Annotated in this window: 14 protein-coding genes and 5 pseudogenes; 7 read left to right on the top strand and 12 right to left on the bottom strand. The window is 50.3% G+C overall.

Annotated features, from left to right (window positions below; genetic code table 11):
- Positions 1 to 13: 13 nt before the first annotated feature.
- From ACWKX3_RS21840 to ACWKX3_RS21855, 4 genes are all read right to left on the bottom strand, one after another.
- Positions 14 to 706 (bottom strand): fimbria/pilus chaperone family protein, encoded by a 693-nt coding sequence (locus ACWKX3_RS21840; protein ID WP_454542466.1) that lies wholly within the window; start codon positions 704 to 706, stop codon positions 14 to 16.
- Positions 707 to 760: 54 nt separating this feature from the next.
- The gene (locus ACWKX3_RS21845; RefSeq protein ID WP_454542467.1) at positions 761 to 1417 is read right to left on the bottom strand and encodes a DUF1120 domain-containing protein; all 657 of its coding nucleotides are present in this window, start codon (positions 1415 to 1417) and stop codon (positions 761 to 763) included.
- Between the two features lie 763 nt (positions 1418 to 2180).
- A complete protein-coding gene (locus ACWKX3_RS21850) occupies positions 2181 to 2651 on the bottom strand; it encodes an integrase core domain-containing protein (RefSeq protein WP_454542482.1) in 471 nt (156 codons plus the stop codon).
- Between the two features lie 21 nt (positions 2652 to 2672).
- Positions 2673 to 3233 carry a DDE-type integrase/transposase/recombinase gene (locus ACWKX3_RS21855; protein WP_454542468.1) on the bottom strand — a complete coding sequence of 187 codons (561 nt, stop codon included), beginning with the start codon at positions 3231 to 3233 and terminating at the stop codon, positions 2673 to 2675.
- Between the two features lie 54 nt (positions 3234 to 3287).
- On the opposite strand from ACWKX3_RS21855, the gene ACWKX3_RS21860 reads away from it, so the two are divergent.
- From ACWKX3_RS21860 to tnpC, 3 genes and pseudogenes are all read left to right on the top strand, one after another.
- Positions 3288 to 3614: a transposase gene (locus ACWKX3_RS21860; protein WP_454542469.1), complete on the top strand. Its 327-nt coding sequence runs from the start codon at positions 3288 to 3290 to the stop codon at positions 3612 to 3614.
- A gap of 86 nt (positions 3615 to 3700) precedes the next feature.
- Entirely contained in the window at positions 3701 to 4048 is a 348-nt protein-coding gene (tnpB, locus tag ACWKX3_RS21865) for an IS66 family insertion sequence element accessory protein TnpB (RefSeq protein ID WP_000624622.1), read from the top strand.
- A gap of 19 nt (positions 4049 to 4067) precedes the next feature.
- Positions 4068 to 5629, top strand: a pseudogene (tnpC, locus tag ACWKX3_RS21870) (IS66 family transposase).
- Here the strand turns inward: tnpC and ACWKX3_RS21875 are convergent.
- Together ACWKX3_RS21875 and ACWKX3_RS21880 are read right to left on the bottom strand one after the other, a co-directional pair.
- Positions 5550 to 5801, bottom strand: a complete 252-nt coding sequence (locus ACWKX3_RS21875; protein ID WP_454542470.1) for a helix-turn-helix domain-containing protein — start codon at positions 5799 to 5801, stop codon at positions 5550 to 5552. The pseudogene tnpC and the gene ACWKX3_RS21875 sit on opposite strands and share 80 nt — an antisense overlap.
- Positions 5802 to 6378: 577 nt before the next feature.
- Positions 6379 to 6942, bottom strand: coding sequence for a YagU family protein (locus ACWKX3_RS21880; protein ID WP_454542471.1), 564 nt, complete (start codon positions 6940 to 6942; stop codon positions 6379 to 6381).
- 1250 nt (positions 6943 to 8192) lie between these two features.
- Between ACWKX3_RS21880 and ACWKX3_RS21885 the strand changes: the two are divergent.
- Positions 8193 to 8572, top strand: a pseudogene (locus ACWKX3_RS21885) (transposase); the annotation flags it as partial.
- A 308-nt stretch (positions 8573 to 8880) separates the two neighbouring features.
- Here ACWKX3_RS21885 and ACWKX3_RS21890 read toward each other — a convergent pair.
- Positions 8881 to 9873, bottom strand: coding sequence for a DUF4928 family protein (locus ACWKX3_RS21890; protein WP_454542472.1), 993 nt, complete (start codon positions 9871 to 9873; stop codon positions 8881 to 8883).
- Positions 9866 to 11005 (bottom strand): DNA cytosine methyltransferase, encoded by a 1140-nt coding sequence (locus ACWKX3_RS21895; protein WP_454542473.1) that lies wholly within the window; start codon positions 11003 to 11005, stop codon positions 9866 to 9868. The genes ACWKX3_RS21890 and ACWKX3_RS21895 overlap by 8 nt, the downstream gene beginning before the upstream one ends.
- A 138-nt stretch (positions 11006 to 11143) precedes the next feature.
- On the opposite strand from ACWKX3_RS21895, the pseudogene ACWKX3_RS21900 reads away from it, so the two are divergent.
- Together ACWKX3_RS21900 and ACWKX3_RS21905 are read left to right on the top strand one after the other, a co-directional pair.
- Positions 11144 to 11419 (top strand): annotated as a pseudogene (locus ACWKX3_RS21900) (IS3 family transposase); the annotation flags it as partial.
- A 68-nt stretch (positions 11420 to 11487) separates the two neighbouring features.
- Positions 11488 to 12225 carry a hypothetical protein gene (locus tag ACWKX3_RS21905; RefSeq protein WP_454542474.1) on the top strand — a complete coding sequence of 246 codons (738 nt, stop codon included), beginning with the start codon at positions 11488 to 11490 and terminating at the stop codon, positions 12223 to 12225.
- 810 nt (positions 12226 to 13035) lie between these two features.
- Here the strand turns inward: ACWKX3_RS21905 and ACWKX3_RS21910 are convergent.
- The 4 genes and pseudogenes from ACWKX3_RS21910 to ACWKX3_RS21925 all read right to left on the bottom strand — a co-directional run bounded on the left by ACWKX3_RS21910 (position 13036) and on the right by ACWKX3_RS21925 (position 16858).
- Positions 13036 to 13978, bottom strand: a pseudogene (locus ACWKX3_RS21910) (MBL fold metallo-hydrolase).
- A gap of 349 nt (positions 13979 to 14327) precedes the next feature.
- Positions 14328 to 14588 (bottom strand): bacteriocin immunity protein, encoded by a 261-nt coding sequence (locus ACWKX3_RS21915; protein WP_153682328.1) that lies wholly within the window; start codon positions 14586 to 14588, stop codon positions 14328 to 14330.
- Between the two features lies 1 nt (position 14589).
- Positions 14590 to 16287, bottom strand: a complete 1698-nt coding sequence (locus tag ACWKX3_RS21920) for an S-type pyocin domain-containing protein (RefSeq protein WP_454542483.1) — start codon at positions 16285 to 16287, stop codon at positions 14590 to 14592.
- The gene (locus tag ACWKX3_RS21925; protein ID WP_454542475.1) at positions 16169 to 16858 is read right to left on the bottom strand and encodes a colicin-like bacteriocin tRNase domain-containing protein; all 690 of its coding nucleotides are present in this window, start codon (positions 16856 to 16858) and stop codon (positions 16169 to 16171) included. The genes ACWKX3_RS21920 and ACWKX3_RS21925 overlap by 119 nt, the downstream gene beginning before the upstream one ends.
- Before the next feature lie 128 nt (positions 16859 to 16986).
- Between ACWKX3_RS21925 and ACWKX3_RS21930 the strand changes: the two are divergent.
- Positions 16987 to 17174, top strand: a pseudogene (locus ACWKX3_RS21930) (ExeA family protein); the annotation flags it as partial.

Here is a 17174-nt window from a genome sequence, read left to right on the forward strand (position 1 = left end):
ATTCACAAAGAAATTACCAGTGTGTTTCGTAAGACGACGCAAGAATTCCGAAACGTGTTACGGGATGTAAGCGAAGACTGACGGTGTTAACCGCATTGTCTGGCAACTTTACCGAAACAGTTTCCTCTGGTAGGATATAATTCCTTGGCAGTTGCATAGCCTGATTTCCTGGTAATAAATCAATAGTCTTAGTAAGGCGAACAATGTATTTACTAGGATTTGTAATCTTGATTTTTTTTCCCAAGCGATCGAACTTCAACAATTTCCATGGGCTAGTATTTACAGGTAAATCAGCAGGAGATATTATCACTGGGATATTTTGACCAATTACGATACGAGCTCGGTTATGTTTACCGTCATCTTGTGGGATAGAAACAAATTTGAGTCTTTCCATTCTTTGTTTATCAATTTTTATCCCATCTTTGAGTATAACTCTAACTAATTGTTTCTTGCCAGCATCTAATTTAACAAGTTGAGGTGAAAGAATAAGTTTGTTCTCGCGATCCTCGGGTATAGTCTCTAAGCTGCTATGGAGTAGGGCTGTTTCTTTATCTGTATTCTGTACTTCAATGGTTGCCTCCCGGTTCATATCATCAATAAATAAAACAGTTGTTTCAGGTTTCATTCCCGCTGCAGCTGCAAAGGATGGAACACACGTAAAATAGAAAGATAAAACTACTAATATAAATTTAATGGAAGTTTTCATTTTATGATTAATTAAAGTGGCAAAAGCCAGAAGCTTTTGCCTTAATTAGCTTTATTATAGGTATACTACTGAGAAAGTAATATTACCATCCAGATTTACTACTTCACCTGAAGGATATTGATCTCCCTTTTTCAGAAGGGCTACTGGTAACATCGTAAAGGAAGCCGTCGTAATAGGATCTGGTGATGTAGCTCCTGAGTTTAATGCTAAACTAAAGTACTCATTCCGTTCTAAGTCAGCATGAAGTTGTGACCAAGTAGCTTTATCATTACTACCCAGCGCCGTAAACTTGCTATTACCGTCCATGGTGGCTCCAGTCAATTGCAAAGTAAAGGCTCCAATCTTATTATTTTTGCTGTCTGTACCTAAACCTAACAATGCAGCATCTGTAATATTGCCGCTTTGATTCAGTTCAGCAGCTGTTTCAGCGCTTGCTGACCGATTATCCATTAGTTGAATGGCAACTGCAGTTGATGCATCACAACTTAAATTAAGTGTAACTGACGGTGCCACTTGCATATTAGCATCCTTAGTTAGACTGGAAACAGGAATAGTGCCAAAATCCACGGATTCAGTGCTGGCTGCTAAATTACATGATGACGGAATTATTTTTCCCTTTACGCTAAGCGTTGCTGAGTCAGCTGCATGGGTAACATAACTGAAAGAACTGATCGCGATGACCATTGCTGATGTTAAAAGAGATTTACGCATGAATTTTCCATGTTTATGTAAGTTAAAAGAATAAATTCGATTTAATCAAAAAGTTTAACCAACTTATTTTACTAAAATTATTTTTATTGACGTAACACAGAAAGTTTACGTTAAGTCAAATCTTAACAAGTTCCAGAAACCTAGTAAATCGCATTTTTTGATTTAAAGTGCTATCAAGTTATTTCTTTACATTAACGCCCTTCTAAAAATTGATTTAGATCAATAAAGCGTGTTGATAACTATTTTGATAAAATAGCGGCGTCGATGAGCAGGGGTTCATTAATGTTCTGGCCCGCTTTACGGCGGCACGGGTTGATTGGGGTCACCTGGAAGCTATGTCTCTCTGAAAAGCGCATCGCTATTCTGTTAAAACAACATGCCAAGTGTTTGGGGTTGTCAGTACCGATGCCATTTTGCATCTGGCAGATGATGAGCAGGCAGTTGCCGCGAATGGCCTTTTACTCCTGGCTGTCAGCTATCAATCACTCCGTGATGAAGAAGTCTTCTCGCTATTCGAGACCGTTAAATGCGAGCCCATTATCACTTAATGTAAGTCGGTGGCGTTTTTCATTTGCAGTTAATGTGAGCCGAAATCTGCGCTGATTGCGAGTCGGCGGGATTTCGATTGCGAGCCGTTACAACTACTAAGAGAAGGCATTTGCACAAAATCGTGTACGGGTCACCACTAACATTACCGGATTGCCTTCTTGTATGACCGGATACATAGGTGACAGATCAGACCGGGAACACAGGTAACACTTTTCTAGTCTATCCGCAGAACACTCTGGGTTTTACGGTCGTAGTACGCAAGTGTTACTCCGTTAAAGATGATGGCCTCCAGGCCATCATCCTGTTCCTCCATCATGATGTGCTCTCCTGTCAGTGCTTCACTCAGAAAGACTGTTCCCTTTTTACCCATGAAGAGTGTTCCCCTCGATTTCACCTTATGGACTGTCGCACCTGACGGGTAAACGTACTCCGGTATCCTGCCATCCCACTGCCGTTGCGACGGCTCCCATACGGTCCCGGGAGTCACCCCACCCAGCGCTTCATGCGGCCTTTCATGATTAAACTCTTCCCGGTAAGCGCTGAACCACAGCTGCTGCTCTTCCATCGTCATGAAAGTGTTGCCACAGTTCACCGCACTTTTCAGTGAACGATGCATGCGCTCATGGCGGCCATTTTCTTCCGGGTACCCCTTTCTGATGCGCTCCGGCCTGATGCCCAGCTTGATGAGCCAGACTGCAAGAAGACTTCACCCGGCTATCCCTGTTCCCGCAAAGGGCTGGCCGTTATCTGTCCTGAGCACCGCCGGCAGACCATATTCCAGGAACGCCTCTGTCAGACACGCTCTGACGAAGGGTTCGCTCTCCCGGGCGGTGGCCGTGCAGCTCAGCAGATACCGGCTGTAATTGTCGGTCAGGGTGAAGGGGTGACAGTATTCCCGGCTCAGTAACCTGAACTTACCTTTAAAGTCAGCGCTCCAGACCTGATTGTTTTCACTGATGGTGTTCAGCGGCTGGCGGTTGCCCGGCGTTCTGCGTCTGCGCTTTTTATCCGGGACCAGGCCCTCGCGCCTGAGGATATCGCCGATAGTGCTGGCTGCCGGTACGGTAAAATCCACCCCATGATTGAGGCACCACACCCTCAGTTTCTTGGGACCCCAGTCAGGGTGCGTGTGCCGCAGGGCGATCAGATGACTGACGATATCGTCCGGGACCATTCGGGAATGAGAACGGGGGGCGCGTGAGCGATCTGCGAGAGAAGAGAGATCGTAAGGGTCGAACGTAAACGGCTCGCCAGAACCGTCTGGCAAATTCCCGATGCTTTGGACAAATTATCCACCACTAAATAATAGTGGGTGATAAAAATGTCAGATATACAGAAAAATGCCACACAGGGCAGGCCTAAAGGGTGTCTCAATTATCATCCTGAATTTAAACAACGGCTTATCGAGGCATCATTCCAGCCGGGTGTTTCAATCTCCAGACTGGCGCTGGACAATGGTATTAACGCCAATCTGTTGTTCAAGTGGCACCAGAAATGGCGGCAGGGGAAGATAAAATTTCCATCAGAATCTGACAGGGAATCTCAGTTAATCTCCGTTACGATTGATGCTGAACGTCCATCAGCTCCGGCGCATGAATCGCTGATGTCAACATCATCAGTAACGCAGGAAATACACAACTTCTCCTGAGAGGTTACGTTCAGGCACGGCTCCCTCCGGTTGAATGGGACGGTAAATGAAAATCTGCTGGCTTTGCTTATACAGGAGCTCAAACGGTGATTTCCCTTCCTGCTGGCTCCCGTATCTGGCTGGTCGCCGGTATCACCGACATGCGAAATGGCTTTAACGGACTAGCCTCAAAAGTTCAGAACGTCCTGAAGGATGACCCGTTCTCCGGACACCTGTTCATCTTCCGCGGACGCCGGGGTGACCAGATCAAAGTGCTGTGGGCTGACAGTGATGGACTGTGCCTCTTCACCAAACGCCTGGAGCGGGGCCGCTTCGTCTGGCCGGTCACCCGCGATGGAAAGGTGCACCTCACTCCGGCCCAGTTGTCCATGCTTCTCGAAGGCATCAACTGGAAGCACCCGAAACGGACGGAACGCGCTGGAATCCGTATATAACCCGTTGTAAAGTGAGGATATGGACACCTCACTTGCTCATGAGAATGCCCGCCTGCGGGCACTGTTGCAGACGCAACAGGATACCATCCGCCAGATGGCAGAATACAACCGCCTGCACTCACAGCGGGTGGCGGCTTATGCTTCCGAAATCAACCGGCTGAAGACGCTGGTTGCGAAACTGCAGCGTATGCAGTTCGGTAAAAGCTCAGAAAAACTGCGCGCAAAAACCGAACGGCAGATACAGGAAGCACAGGAACGAATCAGCGCACTTCAGGAAGAAATGGCTGAAACGCTGGGTGAGCAATATGACCCGGTACTGCCATCTCCCTTGCGCCAGTCTTCAGCCCGTAAACCGTTACCGGTCTCACTTCCCCGTGAAACCCGGGTTATCAGGCCGGAAGAGGAACGCTGCCCGGCCTGTGGTGGCGAACTCAGTTCTCTGGGATGTGATGTGTCAGAGCAACTGGAGCTTATCAGCAGCGCCTTTAAGGTTATCGAAACACAACGTCCGAAACTGGCCTGTTGCCGGTGTGACCATATCGTGCAGGTGCCGGTGCCCTCAAAACCTATTGCACGCAGTTATGCAGGCGCGGGGCTTCTGGCTCATGTTGTCACCGGGAAATATGCAGACCATCTGCCGTTATACCGCCAGTCAGAAATATACCGTCGCCAGGGTGTTGACCTGGGCCGCGCCGCTGGACAGGTGCCGTTGCTGAACTGCTGGAGCCGCTGTATGACGCGTTGCGCCAGTATGTGCTGATGCCCGGTAAAGTACATGCTGATGATATCCCCGTTCCGGTCCAGGATCCGGGCAGTGGTAAAACCCCGACTGCCCGGTTGTGGGTCTACGTCCGTGATGACCGTAACGCCAGTTCACAGATGCCCCCGGCGGTCTGGTTCGCGTACAGTCCGGACCGGAAAGGCATACATCCCCAGACTCATCTGGCCGGTTACAGTGGTGTGCTTCAGGCCGATGCTTACGATGGTTACCGGGTGTTATACGAATCCGGCAGAATAACGGAAGCCGCGTGTATGGCCCATGCCCGGAAGAAAATCCACGATGTGCATGCAAGAGCGCCAACCGACGTCACCACGGAAGCCCTGCAGCGTATCGGTGAACTGTATGCCATCGAGGCAGAGGTCCGGGGATGTTCAGCAGAACAGCGTCTGGCAGCAAGAAAAGCCCGGGCTGCGCCCCTGATGCGGTCGTTGTACGACTGGATACAGACTCAGATGAAAACACTGTCGCGTCACTCGGATACGGCGAAAGCGTTCACATACCTGCTGAAACAGTGGGATGGCCTGAACGTGTACTGCAGCAATGGCTGGGTGGAAATCGACAACAACATCGCAGAGAATGCCTTACGGGGTGTGGCCGTAGGCCGGAAGAACTGGTTGTTCGCGGGTTCCGACAGCGGTGGCGAACATGCGGCGGTGTTGTACTCGCTGATCGGCACATGCCGTCTGAACAATGTGGAGCCAGAAAAATGGCTGCGTCACGTCATTGAACATATCCAGGACTGGCCGGCAAACCGGGTACGCGATCTGTTGCCCTGGAAAGTTGCTCTGACCTCTCAGTAAATATCAATACGGTTCTGGCGAGCCGCTTACGGTCGAACCGTTCAAGCCATTTATAGCAGGTTTTCCGGCTGATGCCGAAAAGCCGGCACAGGGCTGAAAGGGAGTCCGTGCCTGCATGACAGGCACGGATAAAATCAAGGCGTTGCATAGGTCGGGTCTCAGCCCAGGGCATATCGAGTCTCCTCTTCTATGCCAGTTATAACTGTTACCTATGTATCCGGTCTAAAGTGTTACCCATGTTTCCGGTTCATACCTTCTCGTGACCCGTTCTTTACTGGTAACCCAGCGCTGATGGTCACCAGTTTCCTGTTTTCGTCGTTGCTGCCCCTTTCCCAGCCACAGCTGGTCAGCAGCGCATTCAGCCCGGCCGCCAATTCTGGCCGACACCAGTAGCACCTGCGTCCTGTCATCATTAAAACCATTATCCAGCGCACTTTTCAGCAGACAGATGCTATTTACCGACGCCGACGGCTGAATCTGATGTCGACCGCTCCACTCACTGTAACTGATGACGTGATACGCCAAGTCGTACTGCTCCGCCAGCTCCAGCACGTAGTTCAGGCGAAAAAGGTCATTCTACTCAGACGGTTCGCAGGTGCAGCTGCGCCAGAGATAATCCAGCTTATTGCGCAGTCCGCACGAACGCCGGGCGTTCTACCCTGCCAGGGTATCCAGACAACACTGGTGGTCACGTCTCGGAAAAAGCGACGCTTTTTTTCACCCGGACCGGATGCTCCCGGTATACATCACTACTGACTGGAGCCGGTCACCCACATCCCCTTTAACGGACGAGAAAACATAGCCAGAACGGCTATAAGGCTGACTTCAATGGAGACTGACCAGCATATATGGCCAAGCAGTTCACTCCAGAGTTCATACCCATTGAGATTCCAGAGCCAGCCCGTCTGCCCGTTAAGATAAGCAGGATGCCTGAATCCCAGAGCAGGAATAAGTAAACCATGCATAACCAGAGTAATCACAATCCCGTAAGCTGCACCATACCAGAGTCTTATTCTGGGTAAAAAGGCAGACGCCAAGACGTAAAGACCGGCGAAAATAAAGCTAAACCCCCAATGATAAAGCATTACCGCACCGGGAACTGTTATCCCCTGATAAACGTAATCGAGTGAGTGAGAACTGATGCCCAGTGGACCGAGCCATGCATCAATATTGAGTGCTGGCGGAGAGGCTTCTCCGGCTATGCGTGGCGGCATATTAGCCTCAGTACCAGACTTGACCAGAGAGCTTATGGCTCCGCCAATGAAAGTGGCCCACAGGAAAATACGCAGATTAATTTTATTAAAAATGTTCATAACAACCTGACCTTAAGGTGGATTTTTTGCACTCATTAGACCTGATTATATCTAAACAGTTCCACGTAAATTGTCATGCAGTCAGTAAGGGTAATTACTGGAGTATATGTGCGACATCGCATGGGAGGGCTCTGCGCCGCAGGCCTCCGCAGCGAAGCAAGGACGAAAAAAGCATTACGGCTTTAGCCGTAATACCCCCCTGCCAGACCCATACAACTCCGCTAAAAAAAGATACTGAAGTCTTTGTGAGCCATCGGAGTGATTCCGGCATAGCCGGAATCGGGTCTGTTTAGATGTCGAATCTATGGTCACTCCCATTTTTGCAACACTGTTTTTCGACGATATCATTGGCTTGCTTAAATCTATCCGGCGTCTGCATCGCGCCAACATGAGTTCCTCGCCTGCGGTATTATAGGCTGGAAGCACGTCAATCTGACAGGCGATTATATCTTGAAAAACAACCGGATAACGGCTTCCGGTAAGTTTCGTCGGCTGAGGCCCGCTTAAATCGAAAGGTCAAAAAACACCCTTAACGTACAAAAATTCTCGATATCCAAACTGACCCCTTTATCATCAAGTTCAAGAAATAATTTCTCAATACCGATCATAAGCATCCCTCTTAAGGTGAGGCTCAATTTTATCAGTCGACAGTAACCGAGACGAGTAATCAGTATCAAAAACCAGATAACGACGGCAACTTATGGCCTTTCAGAACCCGGCCCGATCACAATCTGTCACTTCGGGTGACATTTTAAACTGGCTAAAACGGGTGACTTTTTAATCTTGCAATAACCAGGGCATCGATAAATTCACGCAGCTCATCACCCACGTCCACCGTCATCGTACGAGCCATAACCTCTCCGTTTATTGATGTAAGATTTGTTCTTACATCATAATATCAACTTACCCCTCTCCTTGCATCCCCGGCATTTTAGCCAAAAAAATCCGGCTGTAGTCTGAAGATCCGACTTTGCTTTTTTCGGATCTGCGGAGAAGATAAGAAGGATCAATGCGGATGAGGCACTTAATATTGAGGGCTTTTGCGGTGAGGTGATTAAAATTCGCTCTGTGCCATAAGCGGACCTTCAGGCTAGCTTCATACTCGCTGTGAACCTCACAGTGAAAGGATCAGAATGCATTAGATATTTATAGATTAAATGAATGGCCACAGGTTTAACAGACACCCGAGTCATGGACGGATTGCCCCCGGTCGACGCTCCTGTCCTTTAGTTTGAGCATAGGAGGAGCGTATGGGCATACCACGAATTATACCTGAATTTAAGGAAGAAGCCGTCCGTCAGATAACCGAACGCGGTTATTCCGTCGCCGAAGTTTCCGACAGGCTGGGCGTTTCCGCGCACAGTCTCTACAAATGGCTACGGTCTATCAAGACTGATAACGGCGAACAGCATGCCCGGAATAGACTGGAAACCAAGAGCAAGATCCTGACACTACTGGCGTAGGTAAAACGCACCGAAGAAGAACGCGATATCATGAAAAAGGGCGCGCGGTACTTTTCAGGGGAGGCCGACTGAAGTACCGATTTATCAATGAAACCCGCGCTGTACGGGGTGTGATGACGATGTGTCGGGTACTGAATGTCGCCCGGGCCGCTATCTTCGATTACATTGTTGTCTTATATAGACGGTCCCTGTGCCACAGCCACATCGGCGGCGTCAGTACGAAGGCCTTCGAACGGCCTCGTCGTGATGACAGAATTTGTCTACACGTTTGGGGTCAGTCCACTGACTTGTGAGCCCAGAACTTATGTCGGGATGAGCGGATAAAGCTGACCCAATAAGAACATCATACCCTAACATTTGTCATCCCGAGACTGACCGGGTATGAAAGAGACCTATTTAGTTTAACGCGGGGTGAATCTTTATGGTTATTTTTGATTAAACCAGAGGATTTACATCTCTCCTCTGACAGATGGCATTACAGCGCCATAATTATACTGATCCATTTAGGCTCTTCAATCATCAGTGATTTGTCGCTTTCAATGTGATTGATGCGCTCATTATAGGTGCGAATCAGTTTCGCAATACTCTGCCTGATTTTATCCCCATCATACACAGCTATCTCTTCAATGTTGGTACCGATAAAGTTCTCAGCTGACTGGACAGAAATCTGGTCAAGCATGTTCACGTTCTCAGCCATTTGTTTTGCTGCCTGAACTTTGCCCTCAAGGGTCAGTATGACCGGACGGTATCCTTCACTACGATTTTTAATGCAGCGATTAATCAGCTTCTCCATGGGTGCTGTAGTGACATGGAATGCCGTACTTCCAATCTGAAAATCCCCTTCCCTTTCAGTCTGGAGATCCGCGGTGTTCGCCCGATCACAACCAATGTCCTCATCCGGAAAACGCAATTGTAGCTTCGCACCAACCAGATGCTGAAGAACAACGCCGGTTGGTTTGTCGGAACGCTCTGCCGCAGCCTTCACAATCTCGGCCACAATAGATGAAACAGGTTTGGACGGGTCAATGTCCAGGCTGATTCTCTGCTTATCGAAGTAATCCAGACGCACGCAGGACGTGAAGTAAGCCTCGAGGGCAGAGGCAAGACGTGGAATATCCAGGTGTGTCCGGCCAGACTCAGGCGTCAATTCGTTGAGCACATCCCTGAAGGAAGCCGCGAGATGCACTGTACCACGGGAAGTTCGCCCGCCCTCGCTGGTAAAGAAGCGCGTTTCACCATGCAGCTCCAGGATCCTTTCAATAGTGGTGCCACTCAGGCCTCTGACCTGGCTTTTTCCTTCGCTATACAAACGCTCATCATCGATGGGCAATCCGTCACGGATCATATGCGACACAATGAGCCCCGCATTCATCACGTTTGTGTTGATTTTTCCCGTTCTGGCCCTTTGCTTTTCGTACCAGGCTTTTGCCGCCTCCAGATAAACGGCAATAGCATCCTTACTATTCATTCACTGTCCTCCCTTTCGTGTTTGCATAAGCAAGCAGATTCGGCAGAATCATATGCTTCGCGACCCATGCGACAACGGGCACGGCTACAGCATCACCAAAGCCATAGTGTACCTGCGAGTCACGCAAATTCTCCAGTGAATACCAACCAGCTCCCATCAGACGGGCGTATTCCAGGCCTGTCATCCACCGGATACTCAGTTTTCCTTTACCCATGATGACAACGGCTTGCTTTGAGGATCCGCCCCTTGCCGTTCGCAAACAACCTGAAATATCTTCTGCACGCATCTCCCAGACGGGAATACCGTTTCGGGTACGACGATAAGCGGTACGGGCACTGATTTCATCTGATGCGATAAACGCATCCAGACGCTCACGCTGCACTGAAGCCATGGAGTCCACGAAAAGCTGTACCCGATCGCTGCTCCACCAACGAGAGTCATTTTCAGGGACCGCTTCGATCTCCTGCGTTAATCCCGCGGAGAGCAAGTCCGGAGCTTTAGGAAGCGGCATCATGAATGTTCTGATCTCTGGGTCTTTATGTAGCCAGGCCAGCCAGTCCGGTCTCAGACAGGTGTCGTGCTCCCCCCCTTCCACTGGCGTCAGCGCCCCGACAAGGAACAGGCGCGGTCGGGATTGCGGAATGAAGCGACGGGCATCCAGGGTGATCACATCTACGCTGTAACCCAGTGCGTTAAATTCTTTTGCGGCTGCACGTAAATCTTCACGATCGTGCGAAGAAGCCAGCCCCACGACATTCTCCAGCACGAGCACAGGCGGTTTACGCCCTTTCATTTCTGCAATCAGGCGGGTAAAGCCAAAAAATGCCGAAGATTCACGGCCACCGCGCAGACCTGCGCGTTTTCCGGCCAGGCTAAGATCGGTACAGGGTGAGGAGGACCAGGCAACATCTGCAGAAGGTAAGTCATCGCCGCTTAAGGAATGCACATCAGCCAGAACCAATTCGGCGCTTCCCCACTGACCTTCGTACATCGCTTTTTTATTGGCATCATAGTCGTTCGCCCACAGCGTTTTGATCCCTGCAAGTTCTAACCCTGCCCTGGCAAGACCAATCCCGGCAAAGAATTCGAGTGCTGTCCAGCCATGGCTGGGGCGAAGCGGTATTATGTTCACGGCAATCCTCCTGAATCTATGCCCATATATTCGCATAAAGCACACGCAGAGTCACACGATGCTCTCTATCGTTAACGCTGAATCACGCCGTCAATTCAGGGTTTACCGTTTTTAGTTTTTACACAGCGAATGAAACCGGATAGCCAGTATGGCAGTGACGACTGGCAGCGCTTCTGTCGGGCCAATAACCAAGCTCCGGGCATAAGGCAGACTGGGAACTACCGGGATAATGCGGTGGTCGAATCGTTCTTAAGTTCACTGAAGAAAGAACGCATCAGGAAGAGAATATACAAAACCCGGGATATGGCCCAGGCGGATATCTTCGATTACATTGAAGTGTTCTACAACCGGGCCCGGTGCCACAGTCATCTCGGCGGCGTCAGTCCGGAGGACTTCGAACAGACCTCGTCGTGAGGACAGAATTTGTCTACGGGCATGGGGTCAGTCCATAATATAAACTGAATATATACAGGGCGATGAGTGTGGAAAGTGCAAATAACAAAGAAGATCAGGTTGAGAAGCAAAGTGTTTTGGGAACATTACATGGCGGATTAAGAACTAAATTATTTAATAAAATATACTTCTACGTCTTAGTTTCATTCTTGGTTCTAAATTGGCAGGAGATAATTATCTTAATCAAGTCCAAGGAAGATATTTATTACACCTTGTCTATGATTTTTACTGGTCGGAGTTTCTGGCTTCCCTTCATTGGCGGTTTCGTTTTATCACCATGGACTGCGCATTTTGGTTTGCCTCTTGTTACAGGGTTATTAGCATCTCTCGGTGCTCCATTTATAACTTATAATGTTTCCAAACCAACCTCAAAATGGTTTGCAAGAATCAGGCGCGAAGATGGGATGGCTGACCTTGAGGTGGAAAAGGAGTACCAACAATTAAGAACATCTATAGCGGGTGAAACCAAGAAAGCTAATGGCTTAGAACAAGAAAATTTAGAGCTACAGAAAGAAAACGAACTATTGTTGAGCAGAAATAAAAGCCTGCAAGAACAACGAGTTGAACTTTTTTATGGGATTAAAGCCTTTGTGGACTGCTACGATGAAAATAAAGGACTTCACACTCAAGCTGATATTATAAATTTTCTTAAACAGGCTGAACAAACCGATTTCTATAAGGATGTAAGCATAAGCAGAAGGTTACCCAAGCTGATAGAAGATTTAAAAAAAGCTTACGTAGAAGGCCTTGATCCTCTTGAGAGTTAATCAAATTTTGCGTAGTGGGCATGTTACCCACTACGCTTTTTGGCTTATGCCATAAATATTCTCTTCATTATCACATAAATGCTCATAATGCGGGATACTTACAGAGGCACTGCGGCAGAGCTGGCTAACTGTGGATAGCTCGCCGTTTCCCCGGGCAGGGATGGTGGAAGACACGACGAGCTCTGAACCGCTATGAGTCTGAAGCGCGCTACAGCCTCATCGTCTCCCTGCATGTACCGGAGACCTGTGTCGATCTGCTGACGCCGGTACAGCTCAAAGTGGATGCGCTCATCGCCAGCCAGATCGAAATTACGTCCTGAAAACAGTGATGCGTTTTAATCCGGCGCTAAACTCTTTCGGCTCTCTCAGCGGGACTAAATCGCCACGGGTTTAATCACCACTGCTCCCGTATCACCTTTTTCACCTGGCAGAACACCCGCTGGCAGACTGACCAGAACATTGACCCTACGGACGATGAGCGGGATACAGGATTGTCCTTCAGGATTGGCCGCACATCGCCGGGAATGCTCTCTTGCTCCCCGACGGCGAACACCGCAGTGCTCTCTACCGCGACAGGCGGAACCTCAAGCGCCAGCAAAAGCTGATGTGACGTATTTCATCAACAGCACTGACGCTGATGATGAGTGTCCAGTCTAAGAAGCGGCCAGCATCTGAACGCAGTGGAAAGGAAGACCATCAGGTCTTCCCTAAAAAGTCTAAGGTCCGCTATAAGCGAGGAAAAGACTTTGGAAAACTTAATGAGAGTGAGATGTCTCAGATAATGAGGATCAGGCCAGTTGCGCTAAAAGTTCAATGGCCAAGCTGGGTAGTGTAATTACCAGCTACCCACCGGTAGGCATTACCCTCATGCTGCACGTGATCCAGTCCGGGAAATGCGATATGCGCCGCTGCAACCCAATAACCCTCGTCTGCTGCCTGCCTTAATAACTTGCCCCGTATAGCGATAGCCTGCTGCTGATTGACATCAAAGTGGATTGCTACCTCCGGGTCGGGCATTTGCACCGCTTTGGCGTGAATGATATCTCCCCATAGCACCAATGTCTGACCTTCACTTTCCACACGATAAAGTACGCTACCCGGCGTATGACCTGCCGTTGACTCAGCACGAATTCCCGCCAGCAACCTTGCCGGCGCAAGGAAAGTTCTCAACATGCCCGCATTGATGACAGGCCGAAGGGTATGTTCACTTTCTGCAAAAGTATGCGCCTGGCTTGCTTCAACCCTGCTCACGTTCGCTGGGTTAAGCCAGAAGCTTATCCACATACACCTCAGCCTTTGGAAAGGCTGGTTTTCCTGCAAGCGAGACGCCTCCCGAGTAATCGGCATGAATATGAGTCAGGAGAACGACATCGATCGACTCTGCCGGATAACCAGCCGCAGCAAGGTTTGTCAGCAGATGGCCGCCATTATGACCGAAAAGTTCTCCTGCACCGGTATCGACTAAGATACGCTTTTTGCCATCATCGATAACGTAGGCGTTAATCGATGTCTCAGCCTGCGGCGTCATGGCATCTCTGGTCATTGCCTGTCGCAGTTTTTCAGGTGAAATATTGGTCAGTAAGGTATTCAGCGGAACGGTAACCGTTCTATCGGATACGGCAGTAACGCGCATTTTTCCCAGCATCATACGGTAGTAACCGGGAGCCTGTTGATCCCAGGCAGTAGCCTGACCTGCAGCCAGTACCGGGCCTGAAATGATGAGTGAAGCGACCAGCATCAGGATGATTTTCATAAAACCCTTCCCAAAAGTATTAACAGAACGTAGTCCGCAGTATCCTTACTTGTAACGGCTCGCAATCGAAATCCCTCCGACTTGCAATCAGCGCAATTTTCGGCTCACATTAAGTGATAATCGGCTCGCAATCAGCCAGACGGACTCGCATTCCATTTTGGCTGGCTCACATTAACTGCAAATGAGAAAAACGTCTCATTTGGCTTTAGATGTTGAGTGCTGGTTGTCTCGTAAATCTGGTTCAAACCCTTATGAGGCGGCGTTAGTGTCTCATCAGGGCTGTATATTTTGGGTTGACTCAAAAAAGAAGCCCGGCTTTGAGCCGGGCTTAAAAGTGAGAAGTTTTTTATCAGGCTTTCCTGAAACCTGGCTTGCCGTTTTTGGCACGCCATTCCTTAACCTCTTTTACGATACCCTCAGGACTGTCATCCTGACCGTCTTTCGGGTAATAAATAAGGTCTGATCCGTCAGGGTGCTCAGATAACGCTTCGAAATTTAACACAGCACTAGTATGTTCATCTTCCGTTTTATAATCGGAAACCAAGCAAATTTTTCTGACAAACTCCAGAAATTCGGCTTCGGTATAATCAGAAATAGTTTTCTTTTCCATCTCATTTCCCCTTTTTATGAAGCTCAATATGCCGTTTTGGCGTGGTTACACGAATCCCATCAACACCATAAACAGCGCCACCTTCACTGATCGGCTTAACATGATGAAGTTCATATCGAGCTCTACCTCCTACACGCTCTGATTTTGGCGTGAACGGAGAATATCCGTTTGTTAAGTTTACTTGATTATTTCCCCTGAACTGCTTTAGCAACTCTGGATCTTTCCCCACTTCCGTCCAGAATGCCTTGCGGAACGAGTCAAAGTTCGCAAACTCACGGCCACGCAGCTTGTCCGCAATCTGAACAGGGACTGGCGCGCCCAGTTCCTGCCCTGCTTTATTCAGCCAGCCTTCACCGACTTGCTGTCCCTTGCCGCTCACTTTACCCGGCATATCGCGGGGGCTGCTCAGTACCACATACACCGGCTCCACGCCCGTCCCGGCCGCATCAGGTCGCCAGTAGATAAAGTCCCGGAGCCCGCCGGCATCCACCACAGGTGAAGTGGTCACTGTGAGGGTTTCCACCGGTTTCACTTCCGTGCCGGTGTGTACCGGCGTCACCGGGGCCGGCTTCTGGTTGCCGGTATCTGACGGGCTGGCAGGTGCCGGGGCCGGGTTCACCAGAATCGTCCGGGACGGGGCACCGGTCACTGCCGGAACCGTGATTTTATCCAGCCCGGTTGCGGCGTCACGAACCGCATTCAGCACCGGGACAGCAGCTGGCAGCGTACCATTTCCTGTTTTCAGCAGCGCCAGCGCCAGCTGGCCGTTGCTGTTAATCAGTTGTCCCCGAACCGGCAGATTCACGCTGGTCGCGCCGGGTTCAATTTTAACACCCTGACCCGCCAGGTGCTGCGCGTTCAGCGCAAACATGGCGTCCATGTCACGTCCCGGGACGATGTCGCTGCCCTGACCCGCAGGTTCTGAGTGGAACCACAGGGAGCCCAGAGAAAGCCGCAGAAGCAGCGGACTCACCTCCGGCACGGACACTTTCGACAACGCATCACCAAACCATTTGCCGATATTCACCGCCACGTCGCCGGCGGCCGTCCACACCCCGGCACCGGCCATCACCATCTGTACCGAACCGGGCGTCTGGTTCAGCACCATTGCCCCCGGGGCTTTAAGCGCTGCGTTCGCTTCTGCTGCCATTTGCGGCGTGTACACCGGCGCGGGCTTCACGCCGGCCTTCGCAAACAGCGCGTCTCTGGCTTTCACTTTAGCTTCGGCGTCTGCCCTGGCCTTTGCGGCGGCATCGGCTTTTGCTCTGGCATCTGCGGCTGCCTTAGCCTTTGCAGCAGCATCAGCTTTCGCTCTGGCCTCCGCGACTGCCCTGGCCTTTGCAGCGACATCAGCTTTTGCCTGGTTTTCTGCATTCTGACGCTGCTTCAGTTCATCACTGCCCGTGAATTCCACCATGGAAACATACAACGGTGCCACGCCACTGTCTGCCGGAAAACGGACTATCACATCCCGGTTATGACTGGCTGCGGTATAACCGGCCGGGCCGTAGGCACCCTGCGCCATCACTAACCCATCCGTGTCTGGCTTATAGCCGTGCGGGAAGCCCTGAGTATTCTTATTAGTGTTCCTGACAAAATTCAGGGGAGGCAGTCCGGGAGCAATGGCTGCCTGCCAGGTGCCTTTCAGGAAACGGCTGGTGTGTGGTGTTTTGTCCTTCACGGGTTTTGCATCCACCACCGGAACCGTCATGGGTTTCCCCCCCCATCAGAACCAGGTACTGTTTCCCGCCGCTCACCATATCCGTTACACGACGCCTGACGCTCACTTTCGAGGATAGCTTACCCGCCGGAACATCTGTCACCGCATCCAGCGGAAGGAACGTCACCGCCCGGGATATGCCTTTCTCCAGCACCTGGACGGGTTCAAGCCGGGCGAACGGGACAACCGCAGGTCTGGACGGGTCCGGGAGACCGGACCTTAGCCCTCTGTCCAGCGCATCACGGGCGGCTGAAACAGGATGCTTTTCCCACGTCCCCTGGTGGATCATTATGCTCCACCCGGGCCAGTCCCCGTCCTCAACCGTCTGGTCAAGGGTCATCCGCTGCGGGATCATCCACACGGTGCGCCCCTGTACAGAGGCGACCCCGCCCAGACCATAATCAGACCATCCGGGGCCAAGCGATGAGGGCGGAAACGGCGAGCCGTCTGCCGGATTACCGCCGGGAAGTTTGCCTTTTGATGGCCACACAATCATCGTGTCGCCGTAATCCACGCCTTCAGTGGGAACCGACTTTTCATTATCAGACATGGGAACTCCTTGTTTTATCCTGAAAAAACCGAATCACTGTAATTCCATACAGTATCAAAACCCTACGCCTGATACGTTTCAATGTCAATAATGATAATCAATCGCATTTGATGACTGATAAAAAAAAGATACCTACCACGCTGGTTGAATCCGTGCTGTCACGCCAGCTGGATGACCTGGAGCCGACGCTCACGCGGCATGGTTACCGGCTGAAGGACGTGGCAGAACAGTTCGATGCGCAATCGGCTGAAATCGGGGCATTATTTAACAACCGGTCTGGCCCTGCCCGCATAACTGAGCTGCACGACAGAATGCC

This window comes from Enterobacter sp. UPMP2052 (assembly GCF_053709675.1).

Excerpts from the sequence above, each read along its gene's own strand:
- ACWKX3_RS21840 (WP_454542466.1), bottom strand. The coding sequence starts at position 706 with ATGAAAACTTCCATTAAATTTATATTAGTAGTTTTATCTTTCTATTTT.
- ACWKX3_RS21845 (WP_454542467.1), bottom strand. The coding sequence starts at position 1,417 with ATGCGTAAATCTCTTTTAACATCAGCAATGGTCATCGCGATCAGTTCT.
- ACWKX3_RS21860 (WP_454542469.1), top strand. The coding sequence starts at position 3,288 with ATGTCAGATATACAGAAAAATGCCACACAGGGCAGGCCTAAAGGGTGT.
- ACWKX3_RS21875 (WP_454542470.1), bottom strand. The coding sequence starts at position 5,801 with ATGCCCTGGGCTGAGACCCGACCTATGCAACGCCTTGATTTTATCCGT.
- ACWKX3_RS21880 (WP_454542471.1), bottom strand. The coding sequence starts at position 6,942 with ATGAACATTTTTAATAAAATTAATCTGCGTATTTTCCTGTGGGCCACT.
- ACWKX3_RS21890 (WP_454542472.1), bottom strand. The coding sequence starts at position 9,873 with ATGAATAGTAAGGATGCTATTGCCGTTTATCTGGAGGCGGCAAAAGCC.
- ACWKX3_RS21915 (WP_153682328.1), bottom strand. The coding sequence starts at position 14,588 with ATGGAAAAGAAAACTATTTCTGATTATACCGAAGCCGAATTTCTGGAG.
- ACWKX3_RS21925 (WP_454542475.1), bottom strand. The coding sequence starts at position 16,858 with ATGTCTGATAATGAAAAGTCGGTTCCCACTGAAGGCGTGGATTACGGC.